General features: G+C 61.1%; 23 protein-coding genes. 8 read left to right on the forward strand and 15 right to left on the reverse strand.

Going from position 1 to position 20,100, the window contains the following annotated elements:
* The 3 genes from KUA23_RS20755 to KUA23_RS20765 all read right to left on the reverse strand — a co-directional run bounded on the left by KUA23_RS20755 (position 1) and on the right by KUA23_RS20765 (position 1,733).
* Positions 1-366 (reverse strand): addiction module antidote protein, encoded by a 366-nt coding sequence (locus KUA23_RS20755; RefSeq protein ID WP_252992772.1) that lies wholly within the window; start codon positions 364-366, stop codon positions 1-3.
* 1 nt (position 367) lies between these two features.
* Positions 368-670: a type II toxin-antitoxin system RelE/ParE family toxin gene (locus KUA23_RS20760; protein ID WP_252992773.1), complete on the reverse strand. Its 303-nt coding sequence runs from the start codon at positions 668-670 to the stop codon at positions 368-370.
* 139 nt (positions 671-809) lie between these two features.
* Positions 810-1,733 (reverse strand): ABC transporter substrate-binding protein, encoded by a 924-nt coding sequence (locus tag KUA23_RS20765; RefSeq protein WP_122725889.1) that lies wholly within the window; start codon positions 1,731-1,733, stop codon positions 810-812.
* A 241-nt stretch (positions 1,734-1,974) separates the two neighbouring features.
* Between KUA23_RS20765 and KUA23_RS20770 the strand changes: the two genes are divergently transcribed.
* Entirely contained in the window at positions 1,975-3,216 is a 1,242-nt protein-coding gene (locus KUA23_RS20770) for an acyl-CoA dehydrogenase family protein (protein WP_252992774.1), read from the forward strand.
* An 18-nt stretch (positions 3,217-3,234) separates the two neighbouring features.
* Here the strand turns inward: KUA23_RS20770 and argE are convergent, their stop codons facing one another.
* The 7 genes from argE to KUA23_RS20805 all read right to left on the reverse strand — a co-directional run bounded on the left by argE (position 3,235) and on the right by KUA23_RS20805 (position 10,322).
* A complete protein-coding gene (gene argE / locus KUA23_RS20775) occupies positions 3,235-4,383 on the reverse strand; it encodes an acetylornithine deacetylase (RefSeq protein WP_252992775.1) in 1,149 nt (382 codons plus the stop codon).
* Positions 4,380-5,054: a DUF1028 domain-containing protein gene (locus KUA23_RS20780; RefSeq protein WP_252992776.1), complete on the reverse strand. Its 675-nt coding sequence runs from the start codon at positions 5,052-5,054 to the stop codon at positions 4,380-4,382. Before KUA23_RS20780 ends, argE begins: the two co-directional genes overlap by 4 nt.
* Positions 5,055-5,063: 9 nt before the next feature.
* Positions 5,064-5,795: a class II aldolase and adducin N-terminal domain-containing protein gene (locus KUA23_RS20785; RefSeq protein ID WP_252992777.1), complete on the reverse strand. Its 732-nt coding sequence runs from the start codon at positions 5,793-5,795 to the stop codon at positions 5,064-5,066.
* 54 nt (positions 5,796-5,849) lie between these two features.
* Positions 5,850-6,680: an ABC transporter substrate-binding protein gene (locus KUA23_RS20790; protein ID WP_015885045.1), complete on the reverse strand. Its 831-nt coding sequence runs from the start codon at positions 6,678-6,680 to the stop codon at positions 5,850-5,852.
* 42 nt (positions 6,681-6,722) lie between these two features.
* The gene (locus KUA23_RS20795) at positions 6,723-7,595 is read right to left on the reverse strand and encodes a phytanoyl-CoA dioxygenase family protein (protein ID WP_100490128.1); all 873 of its coding nucleotides are present in this window, start codon (positions 7,593-7,595) and stop codon (positions 6,723-6,725) included.
* A 27-nt stretch (positions 7,596-7,622) separates the two neighbouring features.
* Positions 7,623-9,140, reverse strand: a complete 1,518-nt coding sequence (locus KUA23_RS20800; protein WP_099492326.1) for an amino acid ABC transporter permease/ATP-binding protein — start codon at positions 9,138-9,140, stop codon at positions 7,623-7,625.
* Positions 9,141-9,353: 213 nt separating this feature from the next.
* Complete coding sequence (locus KUA23_RS20805; RefSeq protein ID WP_252992778.1) at positions 9,354-10,322, reverse strand: LysR family transcriptional regulator; 969 nt, start codon at positions 10,320-10,322, stop codon at positions 9,354-9,356.
* Between the two features lie 182 nt (positions 10,323-10,504).
* On the opposite strand from KUA23_RS20805, the gene KUA23_RS20810 reads away from it, so the two are divergent.
* From KUA23_RS20810 to KUA23_RS20825, 4 genes are all read left to right on the forward strand, one after another.
* A complete protein-coding gene (locus KUA23_RS20810; RefSeq protein ID WP_058425659.1) occupies positions 10,505-10,927 on the forward strand; it encodes a RidA family protein in 423 nt (140 codons plus the stop codon).
* A gap of 25 nt (positions 10,928-10,952) precedes the next feature.
* On the forward strand, positions 10,953-11,399 hold the full coding sequence (locus tag KUA23_RS20815; RefSeq protein ID WP_071490172.1) for a type II 3-dehydroquinate dehydratase: 447 nt from the start codon (positions 10,953-10,955) through the stop codon (positions 11,397-11,399).
* A 20-nt stretch (positions 11,400-11,419) separates the two neighbouring features.
* Positions 11,420-12,679 (forward strand): flavin-containing monooxygenase, encoded by a 1,260-nt coding sequence (locus tag KUA23_RS20820; RefSeq protein ID WP_252992779.1) that lies wholly within the window; start codon positions 11,420-11,422, stop codon positions 12,677-12,679.
* 313 nt (positions 12,680-12,992) lie between these two features.
* Entirely contained in the window at positions 12,993-13,325 is a 333-nt protein-coding gene (locus KUA23_RS20825; protein ID WP_252992780.1) for a DUF6124 family protein, read from the forward strand.
* Positions 13,326-13,588: 263 nt separating this feature from the next.
* On the opposite strand, the gene msrA is transcribed toward KUA23_RS20825, so the two are convergent.
* From msrA to KUA23_RS20840, 3 genes are all read right to left on the reverse strand, one after another.
* Positions 13,589-14,095 (reverse strand): peptide-methionine (S)-S-oxide reductase MsrA, encoded by a 507-nt coding sequence (msrA, locus tag KUA23_RS20830; protein WP_071490175.1) that lies wholly within the window; start codon positions 14,093-14,095, stop codon positions 13,589-13,591.
* 94 nt (positions 14,096-14,189) lie between these two features.
* Complete coding sequence (locus KUA23_RS20835) at positions 14,190-15,536, reverse strand: hypothetical protein (RefSeq protein WP_346356354.1); 1,347 nt, start codon at positions 15,534-15,536, stop codon at positions 14,190-14,192.
* Between the two features lie 97 nt (positions 15,537-15,633).
* Entirely contained in the window at positions 15,634-16,122 is a 489-nt protein-coding gene (locus KUA23_RS20840) for a hypothetical protein (protein WP_252992782.1), read from the reverse strand.
* Positions 16,123-16,366: 244 nt separating this feature from the next.
* Between KUA23_RS20840 and KUA23_RS20845 the strand changes: the two genes are divergently transcribed.
* Together KUA23_RS20845 and KUA23_RS20850 are read left to right on the forward strand one after the other, a co-directional pair.
* Positions 16,367-17,419 (forward strand): alpha/beta hydrolase family protein, encoded by a 1,053-nt coding sequence (locus KUA23_RS20845; RefSeq protein WP_252992783.1) that lies wholly within the window; start codon positions 16,367-16,369, stop codon positions 17,417-17,419.
* Between the two features lie 40 nt (positions 17,420-17,459).
* A complete protein-coding gene (locus KUA23_RS20850) occupies positions 17,460-17,621 on the forward strand; it encodes a DUF2986 domain-containing protein (RefSeq protein ID WP_071490178.1) in 162 nt (53 codons plus the stop codon).
* A gap of 1 nt (position 17,622) precedes the next feature.
* On the opposite strand, the gene KUA23_RS20855 is transcribed toward KUA23_RS20850, so the two are convergent.
* A complete protein-coding gene (locus tag KUA23_RS20855; RefSeq protein WP_071490179.1) occupies positions 17,623-18,834 on the reverse strand; it encodes a YeeE/YedE family protein in 1,212 nt (403 codons plus the stop codon).
* 123 nt (positions 18,835-18,957) lie between these two features.
* Here KUA23_RS20855 and KUA23_RS20860 point away from each other — a divergent pair, with 123 nt between their 5' ends.
* Positions 18,958-19,137, forward strand: a complete 180-nt coding sequence (locus tag KUA23_RS20860) for a DUF1289 domain-containing protein (protein WP_058425670.1) — start codon at positions 18,958-18,960, stop codon at positions 19,135-19,137.
* Positions 19,138-19,211: 74 nt separating this feature from the next.
* Here the strand turns inward: KUA23_RS20860 and KUA23_RS20865 are convergent, their stop codons facing one another.
* Entirely contained in the window at positions 19,212-20,009 is a 798-nt protein-coding gene (locus KUA23_RS20865) for a DNA/RNA non-specific endonuclease (protein WP_071490180.1), read from the reverse strand.
* Between the last annotated feature and the right edge of the window lie 91 nt (positions 20,010-20,100).

Here is a 20,100-nt window from a genome sequence, read left to right on the forward strand (position 1 = left end):
TTAGATTTTTGTAGGGGCGGGCTTGCTCGCTCCTGCAATCGGCCGCACAGTCAGCTCAATCCCTAGCGCCAGCATCAGCTTCTGGATCGTTTCATAGCGCGTCTTCGAGCCACCCTTCAGGGTTTTGTAAAGACTCTCCCGATTCACCCCAGCCGCTTCCGCCACTTTGTTCACGCCTTGGGCCTTGGCAACCTCGGCAAGCGCCTTCATCAGTACCTGCGGGTCTTGAGACGTCATGCTCTGCGCCAGATACGCACTGATGGTTTCCGGGCTGTCTAGGAAGCGCGACGCTTCATAGCCGCGGGTGCCGGACGTATCCAGATCGAGGATCGGCATATCCTCGGGTTTGAATTTCGATTCGCTCATTTCATCTACCTCTCAGGGCATCAAGAATCTCTTTTGCCCGCATGATTCCTCTTTTCTGGTCGGTTTTATCGCTCCCCCACAGCATCAGGTAAGCAGTGATTCCCGTACGCACGAAATACATCCTGTAGCCGGGCCCGACAAACACACGCATCTCACTCAGGCCGTCACCTACGGATTCACAATCCCCAAAATTGTTTTCCTCCGCCCGGTCCAAGCGAGTAAGAATCGCCGTTTTTCCCCAAATATCCCGCATACCGTCGAGCCATGTATCAAACTCCGGCGTCCTGCCGATTGAATTAGTCACAGTATCACTTGTAGCCTACTGGCTACTCCTTGTCGATGCCAGTGGAATTTTGTTTCCGGTGAGCGCCGGAGTAAAAAATCCTAGTTCAGCACCTATACAAACAGCCGGTGGATACTGTGAGCGCTTATTTCCCCCGCGTTTAAAGCACCCGATCAAACAACGGCGCCACGTCATAACGCTGCTTCAGCATCTGTGCATCCACCAGAAAATCCGCCGTGGCCTGGGCCTCGCTGATGATCGTCGGTGAGATCGGCAGCACCTTGATCGCATCGCGCTTGAACCACACTTTGGCGATTTCCGGCGCCGACTGGTTGGCCTTCGACCAGGCTTCGGCGTACTCATCCACGTGGGTGTTGCTCCACACCCGGGCGCGGGTCAGGCGGGCGATGAAGTCCTTGATGATCGCGCTTTTCTGCGCCAGCGCCGGCTCGTAGGCGACGATGTAGGTGGGCGCGCTCATCAGGCCCTTGGCGTTGCGGATCAGGGTGCTGCCTTCTTTTTCCTGCAACGACACGTAGGGTTCCCAGGTGCCGAAGGCGTCGATGTCGCCCTGGGTCAGCGCCAGGCTGGCCTCGGCCGGCAGCAGGTATTTGAAGTGGACGCTGCTGCGCGGCACCCCGGCTTCATCCAGCGCTTTATAGGCCAGTTGCTGGCTCCATGAGCCGTTCCAGATGGCGACGGTCTTGCCCTTGAGGTCGGCCACCGACTGAATGCCCTTGCGCGCCACGATGCCCACGCCATCGAGGCTGGTCTGGGTGCTGGCGACGACTTTGACCGGCGCGCCATTGGCGGCCAGGCTGATCACCGGGGTGTCGCCGACGATGCCTACGTCCAGCGCGCCGCTGGCCACGGCCGAGGCCACCGGCGAGCCGGTGTTGAAGCGCTTGAAGTCGATTTTATAGGGCAAGTCTTTCAGCTCGCCCGACAGCTCCAGCACGATGCGGTTGGAGAAGAACTGGTCACCCACGGTAAGGGTCAGCGGTTCGGCGGCGCCGGCCGATGGGCCATACAGCGCAAGAGAGGCCAGGCCCAGCAAAGACAGCAGTGTTCGACGATTGATCATGGAAAATCCCACAGGGTTGGAGGGTTGGTTCAACCATCCGTGGGCGTGCAGTCTGGTCGTTTGTCGTAGAAGCTAACGCAATAAAAGCGCGGGGTTTAATACTGTTGGGCACTATCGATAGAACCGTCGTACAGGTCGCTAGCTGCTTTTCGTATTAAAAACTTCGCCGCGCCTGAGTTAGGGTGAGCTCACCAGACCACTGGACCCCAGCACCTGAACCATTTTCTGCAAGGTCCATTGCATGTCGATTCCCGCTTTGAACATCTGGGGCGTACCGCCCACTGCCCGTTACGAACAACTGGCCGCACCGTTTCGCCCGCTCTTTGCGCAGATTCTCGCGCAGGCGGCGGTGGCGGATCAGACACGCGGCAGCCTCGCCACCGTGATCCAGCAACTGAACGCCTTGGGCCTACCGCGCTGGCGCCTGCCAGCCAGTTATGGCGGCCAGGATGCAACGTTGGTCGAATTGCTGGCGCTGCTCACAGAGCTGTCCGCCGCCGACTCCAACATCACCCAAGCCCTGCGCGGGCACTTCGGTTTTTGCGAAGACGTGCTCAGCGCCAAGGACTTGGATTGGCGCGCCAAGTGGCTGGACCGGCTCGGCCAGGGTGCCCTGCTCTCTCCCGGCAGCACTGAAGTCGGCAACCAGGCCCGTGGCGATTTCGACACCCGCCTGCACCGTGACGAAGCCGGCGCCTTGCGCATCAGCGGCAGAAAGTTCTACACCACCGGCGCGCTCTACAGCGACTTGATCAACACCATCGCGACGGGCGAAGACGGCACGATCTACAGCGTAGTCGTCGACCTCAAGGCCCCCGGCGTGCAGATCGTCGATGACTGGAATGGCTTCGGCCAACGCCTCACCGCCAGCGGCACCTGCCTCTTCGACAATGCGCCCGTGGTGGATGACGATGTACGCCCCACCCAACAGCGCTTTGGCCACGGCCAGTCGTTCTTCCAGCTCTACCACCTCAGCACCCTCGCCGGCATCGCCCGCCGCGCCGCCCTCAGCGGTGCCGAGGAACTCAGCCAACGCGCGCGCACCTTCACCACCGGCAATGCCGACACCGCCGGCCAGGACGTACAACTGCTGCAAGTGATCGGTGAAGTCGCCAGCCAGGCCTACGCCGCGCAAGCCATCGCCCAGCAAGCGGCGCAACGGCTGGAGCACACCGCGCGGTATGTGATCGCCCATGACCAGCCGTTGCACGATGACGATCCGCAGGTTGCGCTGGCTGAATTGGAAGTGTGCCTGGCAGTGAACCCGGTGGTGGATGCGACACTGGCGGCCACCACGGCGCTGTTCGATGCACTGGGCGCCAGTGCCACGGCCAGCAACAAGGCGCTGGACCGGCTGTGGCGAAACGCGCGAACCCTGGCGAACCACAACCCGCGCGTGTACAAATCGCGGATTGCGGGAAATTACCTGGTGAATGGGATTTTGCCGCCTGCGCAATGGCGAGTAGGCGTCGCAAAAATATAAAGGCGATCACCACAGATGCTACTGGCTCACAAACCCCAGCACCCGCGCTAGCATCCGATCACAGGCCTGCAACTGCGCCACGCTGATGAACTCGTCCGGCTTGTGCCCCTGCTCCATGCTGCCAGGCCCGCACACCACCGTGGGAATGCCGGCCTGGTCGAACAGGCCGCCTTCCGTGCCAAAGGCAACGGTGCCGAAATCCTGCGAGCCGCAAAACTGTGCAACCCACTCGGCGGCCTGGCTTTCCAGCGAAGTGGCCAGGCCCGGGTAACTCGACAGCTCGCTGATGCTGATCGCCGATTGCGCACTCACCGCCCGCATCGCCGGCAGCAGGGTCTGCTCGGCGTATACCTGTAATTGCCGGGCAACCTGCCAGGGATCCTGAGTCGGCAAGGAGCGCACTTCGAAGTCGAAACTGCAGTCCTGCGGGACGATATTCAGGGCCTTGCCGCCGTTGATCAGGCCGGTCTGCACCGTGGAAAATGCCGGATCGAAACGCTGATCCAGATGCTGCGGCGCCTTGAGCGCTTCGCCGAGCCGCACCAGTTCGCCGATCAACCGCGCGGCGTATTCAATGGCATTCACGCCCGTAGGCGCATAGGCCGAATGGCACGCTGCCCCATGCACCTGGCACCGCATCGCCAGCTTGCCCTTGTGGCCGAGCACCGGCTTGAGTTCGGTGGGTTCGCCGATCACGCACAGCAGCGGCTTGACCGGCTGCCCGTGAAATCGCTCGATCAACGAGCGCACACCCAGGCAGCCGACTTCCTCATCGTAGGACAGCGCGATATGCACCGGCATGCGCAACGTTGCCTGCACCAAAGCCGGCACGCAGGCCAGCACACAGGCGATATAACCCTTCATGTCTGCCGTGCCACGGCCGTACAACTTGCCGTCTTTCTCGGTGAGGTCAAATGGCGCCACGCTCCAGCGCTGCCCATCCACCGGCACCACGTCGGTATGCCCGGATAACACGATGCCGGGCACTTCTGCCGGGCCGATAGTCGCGAGCAGATTGGCCTTGCTCTTGTGTTCGTTGTACACCAGCTCGCAGGCCACGCCGTGGTCCTGCAAATACGTGCGCACAAAGTCGATCAAGGCCAGGTTGGATTCGCGGCTGGTGGTGTCAAAACGCACCAGTTGCGCCAGCAGGTCGCGGCTGTTCATCGGTCGTCTCCCGGTACGGCGTAGCCGGGTGCGACCTGTGGGTTGATGGCGCGGTCGATGTAGGCCTGCAATTGCCCGCGATAGGCCTGCCAAAGGTGGTCGAGGGCGCCGATGGGGTCTTCATCCGCCCAGTCCACGCGCAGGTTGACGATGGGCCACAACAGGTCATCGACAATAACCAGCGCCGCCGAATGCACCGGCCCGGCTTCACCACCGCCTGCCACGCCGGCGTGCATCGCGGCGAGCAAGCGATCGGCCAGGTGCCCAGAGGTCGTTTCGAACGCCGTCACCATGGCCTCGATCACGCCGGGGTTGGCCAACATGTTCCCCGCCGCCACGCATTGCTCGCCACTCACCGCATGGTGGATGCCCAGAGTCTGCGCGCCGCTGAAATGCGCCGTGCGGCCTGCGTTATCAATCACCGTCACCTGGCGGTATTCACTGTGATCCTGCCCAGCCAAGGCGGCAAGCGCCTCACTCGGCGCCATCCCTTGCTCCAGCAAGTCGAGCACCTGCGGCCCCAGGCTCGGCAAGGTGATGTTCTGCGACGCCACCGCGCCCACGCCGGGCCGCAGCCACGGGCAACGCGCGCCCACCGCAATGCTTGATGAGCTGATGGCGATACCCAACTGGCCCGTCTCGGCGCAGCGGGCGACAACGGAAAAAGTCATGGGGTTTCCTCAGTCGAGCACGGAAGGGTCAGCGTCGATCATCAACTGCTTCATTTCTTCAAAGTGCTGGCGCGAGAAGTCCGCGATACCTTCCCAGCCCCGTGCAGTCTTCTCCGCCACTTCATTGGACAACACCCGCAACGGCTGCCCGGTGGACCAGGCGGTCACGAGGATCTGGCAGGCGCGTTCCAGGGTCCAGATATCGTCAAACGCCTCACCGATAGACCCCGCCGTCACCATCACGCCGTGGTTGCCCATCAGCAGGCGGCTCTTGCCGTCGAGCAGACCGGCCAGGCGCGCGCCTTCGGCCTCGGTGTCGGCCATGCCGCCGTACAGTTCGTCCACGGCCACGCGGTTGAAATAGCGCGCGGTGTTCTGGTCGATCGGCGGGATGTGCGGCGTGGCCAGGCACGCCACCGCCGTGGTGTAGACCGGGTGCAAGTGCAGCACCGCACGGGTGTGCGGCAGCAGCCGGTGGATCTGCCCGTGGATCGACCAGGCGGTGGCGTCCACGTTGGGGTTTTCGGCGCAAGCGGTGTCGTCCACGTTCAGCAGCAACAGGTCACTGGCGCGGATACGGCAGAAGTGCTTCCACTTCGGGTTGAGCAAAAACTGTTTGCCATCGGCCGATACGGCGGCGCTGAAGTGGTTGGCTACCGCTTCGTGCATGCCCAAGTGCGCGATAATGCGAAAGGTCGCTGCCAGGTCGATGCGCGTCTTTTCTTCGTGGGATAACGCCATGAATCGGTCTCCGCAGGGCGCGGCCGCACGCGAATGCGGCGCGCGCTTGTAGGTTTACTTCGGCATCAGTGCGGCGATGTCCGCATCGGTAGGCGCTTCGAAGTTGTACTTCTTGAGCAAGGCGGCGTACTCAGGCGTGGCGCGGTATTTTTCCAGGCCGTCGAGCAAGGCCTTCTTCACTGTGTCATTGCCCTTCTTCACGCCGAAGCCATTGAGAACCGGGTAGATCAGGGTGTCGGACGAGATCACCACGCGGTTGCCGAGCTTGTCGATCACGCCACGGGCGACGGCGGCGTCGGTGATCTGCGCTTCAACGGCGTGGGCCAGCAGGGCCTGGGTGGTTTGCGGGTCGGTGCTGTATTCGCTGATCTGGATCGGCTTCAAGCCCTTGGCCACGCAGTACTCCGCCGACAGCTTGTTCATCTGCGCCAGCCACGAGGTGGCGCCCATGGAGCCGATCTTGTGACCGCAGAACTCTTCCGGGGTCTTGGGTTGGAAGGTGCTGTCCTTGAGGGTCAGGATCGACTCGCCGCTTTTCAGGTAGGGGATCATGTCGATGACCTTGACCCGCTCGGCGGTGATGTACATCGACGAGTTGGTCACATCGAAACGCCCGGCCTGCAAGCCGGTGATCAGGTTGGGGAAGCGTGTGTCGAGGGTCTCGACCTTGCGGCCCATGACCTTGCCCAGGCCGTCCATGAACTCGATGTCAAAGCCTGCCGGCTTGTTGTTATCCATGTACTCATAGGGGAAGAACGTCACATCGGAACCGGCGATGATCTTGCCGTCCTGCTGGAACGCCGAAGCCGCCAACGAAGTCATCGCAACCGCTGCGCCCAACAGGCACACGGCAAGGGGACGAACACTTTTACGAAACGCTGTCATGGTGATTACCTGCAAGGTTTTAGTAGGTAGCAAGGAATGTGGCTAGGCAGTGGCTGAATCTTGTCCCGCCTGTTGCACGAAGAATGAGGCTCCACGGGGTTTCTGCGGCAAGCGCATGTGGTTGTCGGTGGAGCGCACCAAGCCGCTTTCTTCACCGGCCACCAGCAGGCCGGCATGTGTGCTGGGCAACGGGTTTTCGCCGAATGGCAGCGCGTCTTCAGCGGCATATACGCTGATGAAAAGGGTGCGCGGCAGTTCGGTCTCGTTGGGGCTGGAAGCATGCAGAAGACGGGTGTGCATGAAGCACACGGAGCCGGCCGGGCCATAGCAGGCCACCGGTTGCTGGCAGTGTTCCTCGACGACCGCATCGTCCACCGAGCCGGTGAAGCGCTGGTGTTGCCAGTGCGACCACAGCGGGCCTTTGTGGCTACCGGGAATCACGTTCAACGGGCCGTTTTCCGGGGTCACTTCACTGACCATCAACAAGGCGGTGACGATGTCATCGTTGCTGTGGGGCGTGAACAGGAAGTCCTGGTGCCACTTCACCTGGGTGGCGGTGTGGGGCAGTTTGGAGTTGATTTTGCTGTGGTGAAAACGCGTGCCCTGGGCGCCGATCAGCTGCGCGGAAATCGCCGCCATCCGCGAGTGCAACGCCACACGTTCATACGCTGGGGAAATCTCCGTGGGCGAGCTGACCCGGCGCAGCGACGGGTGATCGGCGCGGTGGTCGCCCTCCAGGTCAAAGCGCTCACGGCCATCGACGGTGGCGCCCCAACCCCGGTCATGACTGCGGCTTTCTTCAACCCACTGGTCGAAGTCATGCTGCAGCGCGGCCACTTCCTCCACCGACAACACGCCTTCTACTACCAGGAATCCGTCGCGCTGGAATTGTTCGATTTGCGATTGCTCGATCATTTTAGTGTTTCCTGAACGTTAAAGAGATCACGCCAGCGAGACGTCCTTGAGGAACGCCTCCACGCGTGGGTTGTGGCCGCTGCGCAGGGCGCCCGGCGTGTCGTCGCAGACCACGCGGCCCTTCTCCATGAACACGATGCGGTCGGACACTTTGAAGGCGAAGTTCATCTCGTGGGTGACGATCACCATGGTGATGCCCTCCTCCGCCAGGGCTTCGATCACCTGCAGCACTTCGTTGACTTTCTCCGGGTCGAGGGCCGAGGTGGGCTCGTCGAACAGCATGATCTGCGGGCGCATCATCAGCGCGCGGGCGATGGCCACGCGTTGTTGTTGCCCGCCGGACAGCTGGTGCGGGTATTTCCAGGCATGGTCGAGCATGCCGACCTTGTGCAGCAGTGCGTAGGCCTGTTGCTTGAGCTCGGACGTCGCGCCCAGCCGATGGTATTTCGGCGCCATCAGCAGGTTGTCGAGCACGCTCAAATGCGGGAACAGGTTGAAGCTCTGGAACACCATGCCGATGTTCAGCCGATGCTCGGCGTGTTCGATGTACTGGGGCTTCTGCGCGCCGACCTTGTTCAGGTGAATGAACGGCTGGCCGTTGATCCTGATCTCGCCGTTGTCCAGTTGCTCCAGGCCATTGAGCAGGCGGATCAGCGTGGTCTTGCCGGAGCCCGACGGGCCGATCACCGACACCACTTCACCGGGCTGGATCTGCAGGTTGACCGAGCCGAGCACCTCGATATCGTTGTAGGCCTTGTGCAGCCGTGCGGCTTGCAACGCGGGTTCGCCGTTGCTGGCCGGGCGCGCCAAGGCGATGCGCTGTTGGGTGGCCAGGGCCAGCACCGCTGCATCGGGAACACGGGAGACGTTGCGCTGGTTGACGTCGAGGAAGCGCTCTAGGCGCTTGAGCAGGAAGTCGAACACCGTGACGATAAACACGTAGAAGAACGCCACCGCCGCCATGGTCTCGATCACCAGGAAGTTCTGTGAATACAGGCGTTGGCCGACCATCAGGATCTCGGTCAGGGAGATCACCGACACCAGCGAGGTGAGCTTGACGATGGAGATGTATTCGTTGGCCAGCGACGGCAAGGCCACTCTTAGCGCCTGGGGAATCACCACGCGCCATTGCGTGCCGAAAAACTTCAGGCCCAGCGCCCGCGCCGCCTCGCCCTGGCCTTTGGGAATCGAGAGCAGGCCACCGCGATGGATCTCGGCCACATAGGCGGTTTCGCAGATCACCAGCGCCAGCAAGCCCGACCAGAACGGGTCAGCCAGCACCGCCGAGGTGCCGGGCAGCGCCTGGGGCAGGTTGTAGATAAAGATCAGCAGCACCAACAGCGGCAGGCTACGGAACAGCCAGATGTAGCCACGGGCCGGCACGCTGAGCAGGCCATGCCTGGATTGCTTGGCCAGTGCCAGCAGAAAGCCCAGGCCAATGCTCAAGACCCAGGTCAGGGTGCTGAGCTTGATCACCGTCCACGTCGCGCGCCAGAACTCGGCATCGCCCAGCAAACCAAACATGTAATTCCAGTCGAATGTCATCGTCGCTGTGCCCTGAGAAGTTGATCTACATCGATGGGTTCAGAGTCGTGGGGGGAGGCGGTTGGGGTCAATTCGTAAAAGCCGGGGCACTGGGTAGGCAGAACCTATGCAGCCTGAGAGCAACCAAAATCCAATGTGGGGGGGCCCCTCCCACCTTTGGTGCAGGCTTGAGTTGGCCGTATCGCGCACGCCACTTACTGGTGCAATCTCAGCTCACACCGCCATCGCCCGCACCGCATGCGGGTCAAAAAAGCTCGGCGGCGCCATGCCGGGGATGTACTGGTCGGACACAAACATGCGGCAGCGCTCGGCAAACGCCGACACCACCCGCGACAACTGGGTATTGCTGGCGGTGGCGTAGCCCAGGCGCATCGGCCGGTGAGCGCCCGCCAGGCGCAGGCGAATCACGCGTTTGCCGTCCTGGGACATGTTCGATTTTGGGCGCGCATTCGCGAAGGAATAGCCGATCCCATTGCCGACCATGGCGCGCACCGTTTCGAGGTTGGTGGAACGCATGATGATGTTCGGCGTGGTGCCGGCCTGGATGAACAGGCTGAGGAAATAGTCGCGGCTCCAGGGCGTGTCGAGCAGCACCACCGGGTAAGCCTCAAGGTCTTGCATGCTCACTGCCGGCAAGCTCGCCAGTGGGTGGTATTCGCCCACCATCACATAAGGCGGCAACTGCGCCAGGGGTTGGAAGTCGATGTCCGGGCTGGTCACCAGGTCGTAGGTCAGGGCGATATCAAGCTCGCCGCTGCGCAGTTTTTCCAGCAGTTCCTCGTGGTTGCCCTCGGCTTGCGTCAGGCGCACGCCGGGAAACGCGCGGCCGAAACCAAACACCAATTCAGGCGTGATCATCGGCGCCAGCGACTCCAGGCAGCCCACCCGCAACGGCCCGCGCATGGTGTTCAACGACTCCGAAGCGATGGTGTAAAGGTTGGTCATCTGCTCCAGGATCAGCTTGGCTTCCTGCATCACCAGGCGCCCCACCGCCGTGAGGGAAATGCCCTGGGCGTGGTGGCGGATAAACAGCTGGATGCCCAGCTCGGCCTCCATATGGGTGATCGCCGCCGAGATCGAAGGCGACGACACGTGGATGCGTTCAGCGGCAGCACTGATGCTGCCCGCCTCTCCCGACGCAACGAAATACTCCAGTTGACGCTGAGTAATACGACTGAGCATGACGCCTGCCCCTCAACAATGACTGTACCGGTGGTGTTGCAGGGTTCGTGCCGGGTCAGGCGCAAACCGATGACCTGCACGGGCTTCGGTTTTTCCTAAGCACTACCCCGCGCAAATGCTGGTTTCGCCGCAGCCGGGGCGGTGTGAAGCTGGATCTATCCCGCTTCCCACGAGTTGCAGTTATGCCGACCCACACCCGCATCCGCATGTTCAATACCCAACAGACCTACCCCAACCAGGCGCTGGACAACGACCTGTGCCAGGCCGTGCGCGCCGGCAACACCATTTACGTGCGCGGCCAGATCGGCACCGATTTCGACGGCAACCTAGTCGGCCTCGGCGACCCGCGCGCCCAGGCCGAGCAGGCGATGAAGAACGTCAAGCAACTGCTGGAAGAAGCAGGTTCGGACCTGTCGCACATCGTGAAGACCACCACCTATCTGATCGACCCGCGCTACCGCGAGCCGGTGTACCAGGAGGTGGGCAAGTGGCTCAAAGGTGTGTTCCCGATTTCCACTGGGTTGGTGATCTCCGGGCTGGGCCAGCCGGAGTGGTTGATGGAGATCGATGTGATCGCCGTGGTGCCGGACGATTGGGCCGTATGAAAGCGCTGATTGCCTGGAGTGCCCTATGACTCATCGTGTGTTTTTCCTCAACGGGCCTAACGCCAACCTGTATGGGCTGGATGAAAACGGCACCTATGGCAGCGAAAGCTTCGCCAGCATCGACGCCCGCTGCCAACGCCACGCCGCCGCCCTGGGCCTGACGCTGGACTTTCGCCAGAGCAACCATGAAGGCGTGCTGGTGGACTGGATTCAGGAAGCACGCCTGCACGCCGACGCCCTCGTGATCAACGCCGCCGGGCTCAGCTACAGCTCGGTGCCGATCCTCGATGCGTTGCTGGCGTTCGACGGCCCGATCATCGAAGCGCACATGAGCAATATCTGGCAGCGCGAAAGCTTCCGGCACCACTCCTATGTGTCCAGGGCCGCCACCGGTGTGATCGCCGGGTTGGGGGCGCTGGGTTACCAACTGGCAATCACGGCTGTGGCCGAATTGCTAGGCCAAACCGCCTAATGACTGTTCAGGAACCGCCTATGTCCGTCGAAAAAATCAACACCTTGGTCGTCGGCGCAGGCCAGGCCGGCGTCGCCATGAGCGAGCACCTGTCCTTGATGGGTGTGCCCCACCTCGTGCTGGAACGCCACCGCATTGCCGAACGCTGGCGCTCGGAACGCTGGGACTCTCTGGTCGCCAACGGGCCGGCGTGGCATGACCGCTTTCCCGGTCTCACCTTCGAAGGCATTTCGCCGGAAGCCTTCCCGCCAAAAGAGCGCATGGCCGACTACTTCGAGGCCTACGCGGATAAGTTGCAGGCCCCTGTCCGCACGGGCGTGGAAGTCCAGTCGGTGGAACGCCACGCAGGTCGCCCCGGCTTCAAGGTCACCACCTCCGCGGGCGTGATCGAAGCCGCCAACGTCGTTGCTGCCACCGGCCCGTTCCAGCGCCCGTCAATCCCGAACATCGTCCCCGCCAGCGCACCGTTGCACCAACTGCATTCCTGCGCCTACAAGAACCCCGGCCAACTCCCCGAAGGCGCCGTATTGGTGGTCGGCGCCGGTGCCTCCGGCTCGCAGATTGCCGAAGAACTGCAAAAGGCCGGCAAGACCGTGTACCTCTCGGTGGGCGAACACTACCGCCCGCCCCGCGCCTATCGTGGCCGCGACTATTGCTGGTGGCTGGGCGCGTTGGGCTTGTGGGATGAAGTCAAGATCCAGCCGAAGAAAAAGCACGTGGCGTTTGCGGTGAGTGGTTACGAAGGCGGCAAGACGGTGGACTTTCGCCGACTGGCACATCAAGGCATTCAATTGGTGGGCGTTACCCAGGACTGGGCGGAAGGCGTGATGAGGTTTCAACCGGGGTTGGCCGAGAACGTGGCTGAAGGCGACCGCGCTTACTTTGACGTACTGCGCGATGCGGATGCGTATATCGAGGCCAATGGCTTGCCGTTCCCGCCGGAGCCACAGGCCTGGGAACTGTTGCCCGATCCAGAGTGCCTGGTGAACCCGATGTTGAGCCTGGACCTGGCTGAAGCGGGCGTGACCACAATCCTTTGGGCCACCGGCTTCAAGTTCGATTTCAGCTGGTTGAAGGTGGACGCGTTCGACGAGAAAGGCGAGCCGTTCCACAAACGCGGGATCTCGGCACAGAGCGGAATTTACTTCCTGGGTTTGCCGAACCTGGTCAACCGCGCATCTTCATTTATCTATGGGGTTTGGCACGATGCGAAGTACGTGGCGGACCATATCGTGCTGCAGAACGCGTACATGGCGTACGACAAGTCCTCAGACGCTTAGGGCAGGTCGACCGCACCTTGCCCCGTTGCCTACAGTTGCGTCAGAATCCGCCGGCTTGTGCGCTTGGGTGAGCGTCTCTAAGGTGGCTCGGTCGCTGAACACTCAGTGATCGGGTTTAGTAGCCCGAGTGACAACATAAAGTGCATGAGCCTCATCGATCAGATGTTCTTGTCTGTGCTTGATGGTGGCTGTGCGCAGGGCGCCCTCGGGCGCGCCGGCTTTGTGTGTTTCCCCGGTCTACTAACCTGCGTACAGCCGCCACCCTCTCGTTTAGTAGCGAAAAGGTGTTGGCCCTAAAACAGGTACAACACACATGTTCAAAGTCACGCCCAATCCTCCAAACGGTCCGGACCTGAAGCTCAATCATGCGGCGAATCGTGGGATTGACCATTACCTCAACCCCGGTGCCGAAGCACCACCTGCGCCACTCTTCAGCATCGCCAGCGATGCCAGCAACGAAACATTGATCGTCAACAGCTACGAAACCTTTTCCTCGGTCAGCGCCTTGCTGCTCGACCTGTCGGAGGCGTTGACGGGTAAACAGCGGGATGTGGTGCTGGCCATTCACCAGTTGAGTGAGTTGGGGGTTTTGTTGGTGGATAAGCTGATGGAGCGCGAAGCTACGCTAGCCGATCCAGGTCTTTGAGAAACCGGCCATATCCGGCTGATGCCGTCCCATAAGGGCGAACACTGCAACTGTGGCGAGCGGGCATGTCCCGCGTTGGGTTGCGAAGCAACCCTGGAAGGAGGAATGCGCGGAGTCAGGCCCTCTTCGGCCGCGGGTTTTGGGGCTGCTTCGCAGCCCAACGCGGGGCAAGCCCGCTCGCCACAGGGTACTTATCGTCAGTTCTACCTAACGACCTTGAAAGGGCTGCCCCTTACAACGACTCGCGCTTCCAGGCAGTGCTTTCAGCCACGCTTGGGCAACTTCCAATTCGGCCGAATAAAGTGGCAGGTATAGCCATTGGGAATCCGCTCCAGATAATCCTGATGCTCCGGCTCCGCCTCCCAAAACGGCCCCGCCGGCTCGATCTCCGTCACCACCTTCCCCGGCCACAGCTTCGATGCATCCACGTCCGCCGCCGTATCTTCGGCCACCTCCCGCTGCTGCTCACTCAGGTAATAAATCGCCGAACGATAACTGGGCCCCAAATCATTGCCCTGCCGATTCGGCGTGCTCGGGTCATGGATCTGGAAAAAGAACTCCAGAATCTGCCGGTAGCTGATCACTGCCGGGTCGAACACGATTTCAATCGCTTCGGCGTGGTTGCCATGGTTGCGGTAGGTGGCATTCGGCACATCGCCGCCGGTGTAGCCGACGCGGGTGTGCAGCACGCCGGGGTAGCGGCGCAACAGGTCCTGCATGCCCCAGAAGCAACCGCCGGCGAGGATGGCGGTTTCGGTTGAGTTGGTCATGGTCTGCCCTTGCGTTAAGTGAATACCTGCCTAGTTATGGGGCCGTGTTGGCCAATAGCAAGATTTACGGTTTGTTACGCAGTGCGCCGGGAGCTCAGGGTTTGAAGTTTTTCATCAATTTGAACAGGTGGCCGGGCCAGATCCAGTGTGCTTGGGGCGGGTCGCGAGTCTCACCGAGAGCGTCCAGAAAGGTTTTGTTGGAAGCTTCACCGTCAGGCCCGTTCACGTTTGAAACCGGGTGAGTTGGAACGCTTGCTGGTTCCTCTGGCTTATAGACACGGCGGTTAGCCACATCCAGTACATAGCCGGCGGCCTTGCCGTATTCGGTGAGGTTCCACACCCCGTTGACGACTTCGAAGAGAGCCTCGGAGGGGGGGAGTTTTATGTCCTTGTGCGTGGTGGTGACGATATGGTCCGCCGCCTTGGCGTAGTTGAAGGTGACGTACTCACTGCCGAGGGGGGGTTGATCCGCACCTTCACTGGAGAATTTTTTCACCATACGCTCCAGGAACGGTATGCCGCCAAAGTGGGAGTACACCCCAATGCCCGGATCCAGGATGTGCTTCACAAAACCCGGGTCAATACGGCTGCTGCCGAGCGCTGAACTGGACAGTATCCGTGAAGCGATGGTGGCGTCCTCCGGCTTGAAATCGAACGTCGTCCAATACTCATCGACGTAATAGCCATTATTGCTAATGAGTTGGCGACCGTCGCTGAAATAACGATAGTCAGCGAGTGCATAAACCAATCGGTCGACGTGACGTAGATCCGCACCTTCTGAATGTGCATAAGCGTACATATCCGAGATCAAGGCACGGTCATCGAGGGTGAGAAAGTCGTTGCGATTTTGAGTGCCGTTTTCAAAGGTCGCGGGTGGAAGGGCAACGGGTGGTTCGCCATTGTGAAACATGCGCGAAATGAAGGTCTCACGACCGTTAATGGGGACTGGCTCAGGATAAGAAACACCTGAAGGCGCCATCGACTGGACGGTTTCCCACGCCACCCTTCGCTCGTTAACCGTGAAGGCGCCGCCGTTGTCGCGGGCGATCAGGTTGAGTTGATCTCGCCCTAGTCCCTTGAAGGGGTTGCTGTCATGACCGTTGAGGAAACCGGTCGCTTGTCGCGCACGGGCCAGGAGTTCTGGGTCATTGGCCGTTGGAGTCTCTGCGTCGTGTTGTGCCTTGTTGGCGAAATACTGTTCGTCGGTGATGGGTTCTAGGGAGTCGGCGTTCTTTTGGCCAACGGGTGTCTCCGCCCGTTGTGCCGCATCACTCAGTTGACGCGCCAGGATTGAGACGGTGGTGGTGCCGGCATTACGTGTAGAGAGGGGAGCATCAGCCTGGGCGTTGTCAGGCGAGACTGTTGACGGAATAACAATGCCGCCGGATTCATTCATCACGCGACTGTTAGACGAGGGGGTATTAGGGCTGATAGTGATCATTAGTATTCACCTTGCGTTAGGCATGTGAATGGTCATGTAAAAGTTTCTTACCTATCCAAATACCCGTAGCCAAATTGGCTGCGGGCATCACACCACACTAATAGCTATATTTAATTGTCACAGAATCAACGCCGGCAGGACGAGCGTAAGGTGGAGTGCCGCCCAATACCGTATGAAAAATCGTAACTTTTGAACCATGACCGAATGACTGATTGTTAAAATCCATCAGCACACCCGAAGAACTCGGAAAGATATCACGACAATCTTTTTCAGCACTGAAGGAGCGAAAGTAACACAGCTCAACCTTCTCACTCAGTGTCCCAGGATAGTACGTTGTACTCCACCGAATTTCTGATATCTGCTTGGGGTCTTGGAGTGTTCCTGAGGGAATATCCGCAGCCAGCACACTAAAGTTTGCGAATTCACGACTCGGCACAGTATTAGAATTGGACAGTACCAATACGGGAGTTGGTGCCACCGTTTTAGTAAAGACGCCCTCCGCCGCCAACACGGAATTTTTTGTAAAAAAAGTTAAAACAACACCCACAGCAAGCCAAATCTTATTGATACTTTTCGAGCTCTTCATAATCTTCACCCTAGTTCACAAATTAATACCTGAGATTCCAATCATTCCAGCAGTAGGAATCACACCACTACCCTTGCACGATTTTTCAACTCAAGTAAGGCACCCGCTTCCTAAAAACATGAAGCCCTTATCTGTAATACTTACAAGTAGGACTTTGTCAGTAACTTCCTAGTCCCGCCTCCCCTCTATTAAAAACCCCTGTTCCAAGGCATGATGCCGCCCTCACATCAAGGACGATAAAACCGTGAAAACCACCCTCACCGCGCTGCTGTTGATTGGCTTGGCGATGCCTGCATTCGCCGACACCACGCCCATCGGCTTCAAGAGCATCAACGTCCCTGATGCACAACGCCCGCTGCAAATGGTGGTCTGGTACCCCGCCGCCACCGCAGCTACGCCTGAGTTGATCCGCGATGACGCCGTGTTTTTCGGTGCCTTGGCAGTGCCCGATGCGCCGGCAGCGAGCGGCGAACATCCGCTGGTGGTGCTCTCCCACGGCTACGGCGGCAACTGGGGCAACCAGGTGTGGCTGGCCAGCGCCCTGGCCCATCAGGGTTACATCGTGGCGGCGGTCAACCATCCCGGCACCACCAGCAAGGATCGCAGCCCCCAGGCCGCTGCGCAGTTGTGGCAACGGCCCAGAGACTTGAGCCGGGCCATCGATGCGGTGATCGCCCAGCCGACGCAGTTCGGCACCGTGGCAAACAACCGTATCGCCGTGGTCGGCCACTCCATCGGTGGCTGGACTGCCATGGAAATCGCCGGCGCGCGTTTCGACACGGACCTCTTCGCCCGCGACTGCAACACTCACCCTAAATTGGGCGGCTGCATTGGCTACCAGCAGATCAAACCCGCCGCGACACCGGCGGCGAAGGCCCAACTGGCCGCTGACCTGCGCGACCCACGCGTCGGCGCCGTGGTGACCCTGGACCTGGGCCTGTCGCGCGGCTTCACCGACGCCAGCCTGGCCGCCCTGCCGGTGCCGGCGCTGGTGATTGCGGGGGGCGTGCCAACGGAAGATATGGACCCCAACCTGGAGTCCGCCGATATGGTCAGGCGTATGCCAAAGGCCTCGACCGAGTATGTGGAGATCAGCGACGCTACGCACTTCAGCTTTATGTCGATCTGCAAGCCGGGTGGCATGGCGTTGATCGAAGAAGACTCGCCGGGCGATGGCATGATTTGCCGCGATGGCGAGGGGGCTCGGCCAAGGGCGGTGATTCAGCAACAGGTGCTGGATCTGATCACCGGTTTTTTGGGGCGGACAGCGGCACGGCGCGCGGCGGCCGATTTTTAGCTGGTATCATCCCGGGCCTGTACAACCCGGGGAGAACCACATGAACCGCCAGAAAAAACTCCAGCAGCTCTTCAAGGAAAAAGCCAGGAAGGCCAACGCCAAATTGGCGCCGAAGAAGAAGGACAAGTACATCAGCAAGGCAGACCGGGAAAAGCTCGCGGCCGAAGCTGCCCAGGACCCAAGCCTTTCCCCGGAAAGCTGACTCAGCAACCGCTCAACGCCACCTGCCGCCGCTCCCCCGCAAAGAAAAACGGCCGCAACCGCACGCCCACGCTGTTGCCGATAAACGCCGCCACCAGCCATACCCAGCCATGCAGGCTGCCCGAGGCGATGCCGCTGAAGTACGCGCCGATGTTGCAACCGTACGCCAGGCGCGAGCCGTAGCCGAGCAGCAGGCCGCCGATCACAGCCGCCACCAGCGAGCGCGCCGGAATCTTGAGGCTGGGGGCAAAGCGCCCGGCAAGGCCGGCGGCCAGCAGCGCACCGAGGACGATGCCGATGTCCATCACGCTGGTGATGTCTTCCCACACCGGCGCGGCCAGGGCCTTGGCATTGCCCGGCATCTGCCAGAACGCCCAGCTGGCCACGTCCACACCCAGGCCGCTGGCGACTTTGGCGCCCCACAGCGCGAACGCCGAGGTGATGCCCCAGGGCCGTCCCGCCAGCGCCAGGGTGGCGTAGTTGAGCAGGGCCAGGCCGATGGCGCCCCACACCAGTGGCCACGGCCCGCGCAGAAAGCGGCGCAGGCCTCGGTGCTCACTTTTCACGCCCTCTTCCAATTGACCATGGCGACCCTTCTCCAGCCGTACGGTCACCAGCGCAATGATCGCGAACACCGCCAGGCTCAAGCCCAATGCCGGCACCACGCCGAAGCTCTTGACGATGGACACCGCCGGGAACGCCGGCAGCCCGAACCACCAGTCAACATGGTGCGTGGCGATCAACGAACCGCAGATAAAGAACAGCAACGTGACCAGCATGCGCGCATTGCCGCCGCCGACGGTGAACAGCGTACCCGACGCACAACCGCCGCCCAGCTGCATGCCGATGCCGAAAATAAATGCCCCGAACACCACCGACACCCCGGCCGGCGCCACCAGCCCGGTCACCGGCTGCCCGAACAGCGTGCCCGCCCCCAGCGCCGGGAAGAACAGCAGCACCGCCAGCGCCAGCATCACCATCTGCGCGCGCAAACCGGCGCCACGGCGATCATTGATGAACACGCGCCAGGCCGAAGTGAAACCGAAGGCGGCGTGGTAGAGGGTCAAGCCCAGTGCCGCGCCGACCACCAGCAACAACACCTGGTGCGAACCGACGCTGTTTTGCAGGAACAGGGCGCCCAGCACCAGGATGATAAAGGCCACCAGCGGCGCGACGGGTTTGCGCGCGGGGGTGAGAGGCAGAGAGGTACTCATGGGGAATCTCGGTCTGTTTGAAAGGAGTAGGCTGCGAGGGTGGCGAGTATACCCTTGTGTGTAGATAATCCCGGGATGCGTGTGGCCTGACGTCGCCCCTTTCCTCCATCAGCCGGTGAACCCGTGGCCAAAGACATCGAGAACCCGTGCGTTTCCCTCTGCCAGCTCAGCGGCGACCTCTGCGTCAGTTGCGGACGCACCAAGGATGACATCCGCAAATGGAAACGCATGAAACGCCCGGAGAAGATGGCGGCCGTACAGCGTGCGACACAGCGCCTCAAGGCGTTGAAAAAAGCCAGGTGAGGCTGTTCATGCATCTGTGGCGAGCGGGCTTGCCACAGATGCCTGCTCACCACAATTGGCCCGCAAGATGGGGGTCAACCCCGCCCCACCGACCCCGACACCGGAAGATCACCCAGCAGCTTGAGCCCGGTGCTCTTCACAAACGTCGCGTAGTCCATCGGTTTCTGGATGCGCGTCTCGGCGTTGGGCAGCACATAGGCCCAGGCGCGCTTGCTGGAGGCGTCATACACCAGCTTGAACAACCGCGTCGGCACCCAGACCTTGTTGTGGCCGATGGTGCCGTAACCCGGGTCGAACAACGGGCCGGTGAACACATACACGTCGCCACCGGCACGCACGGCAAACTTGCGCACGTCGGCCTCGACCTTGCTCCAGACCTTGCGGTTGTTGGTGGGGTCCTGGGGCACCATGTTCGACAGGGCAAAAGACTGCGCCATGGCGTGCGCGTCAGGCGCATCGGCGGCCGGGGCTTGGTGACCACGGTCCACGGCCGGGTGCTGGCTGCGGTAGTCGCTCAGCTCCGCGCGGCCACCCTGGGGAATGCGCGGGTCCGCATAGAACTGGTTGGTGCGCTCCTCGCCTTTGGCGTCTTTCAACTGCGCGGCATTCAAGCGCTCGACGACCACCAGCGGGGTCTTGCTGGTTTGCGAGTACAGCACCGCAAAGGTGTCCGAACACAGGGCCAGAGGCTTCATAGACGCCGGGACGGTGGCGGTGTTGATCGGTCTGGTGGCAGGAAAGAGTTGGGCGCAACCGTCAAACGAACTGCGCTGCTGGGTGGGGGTATAGGGATTGGCGAGGCTGCGTGCGTCTACAGCGGTGGAGAGCAAAACGAGGGCCGACAGCCCGACTGCAACGTTGCGTAGGTACATGCGTTAGATCTTATGGTAAGGGTAAACGGACACGCGCGAATATTCGTGCGGGGCCTATGGACCCTCAGATACCTGTTTGGTGCCGCCAGGC

The organism is Pseudomonas pergaminensis (assembly GCF_024112395.2).
GTDB classification, from domain to species: domain Bacteria; phylum Pseudomonadota; class Gammaproteobacteria; order Pseudomonadales; family Pseudomonadaceae; genus Aquipseudomonas; species Aquipseudomonas pergaminensis.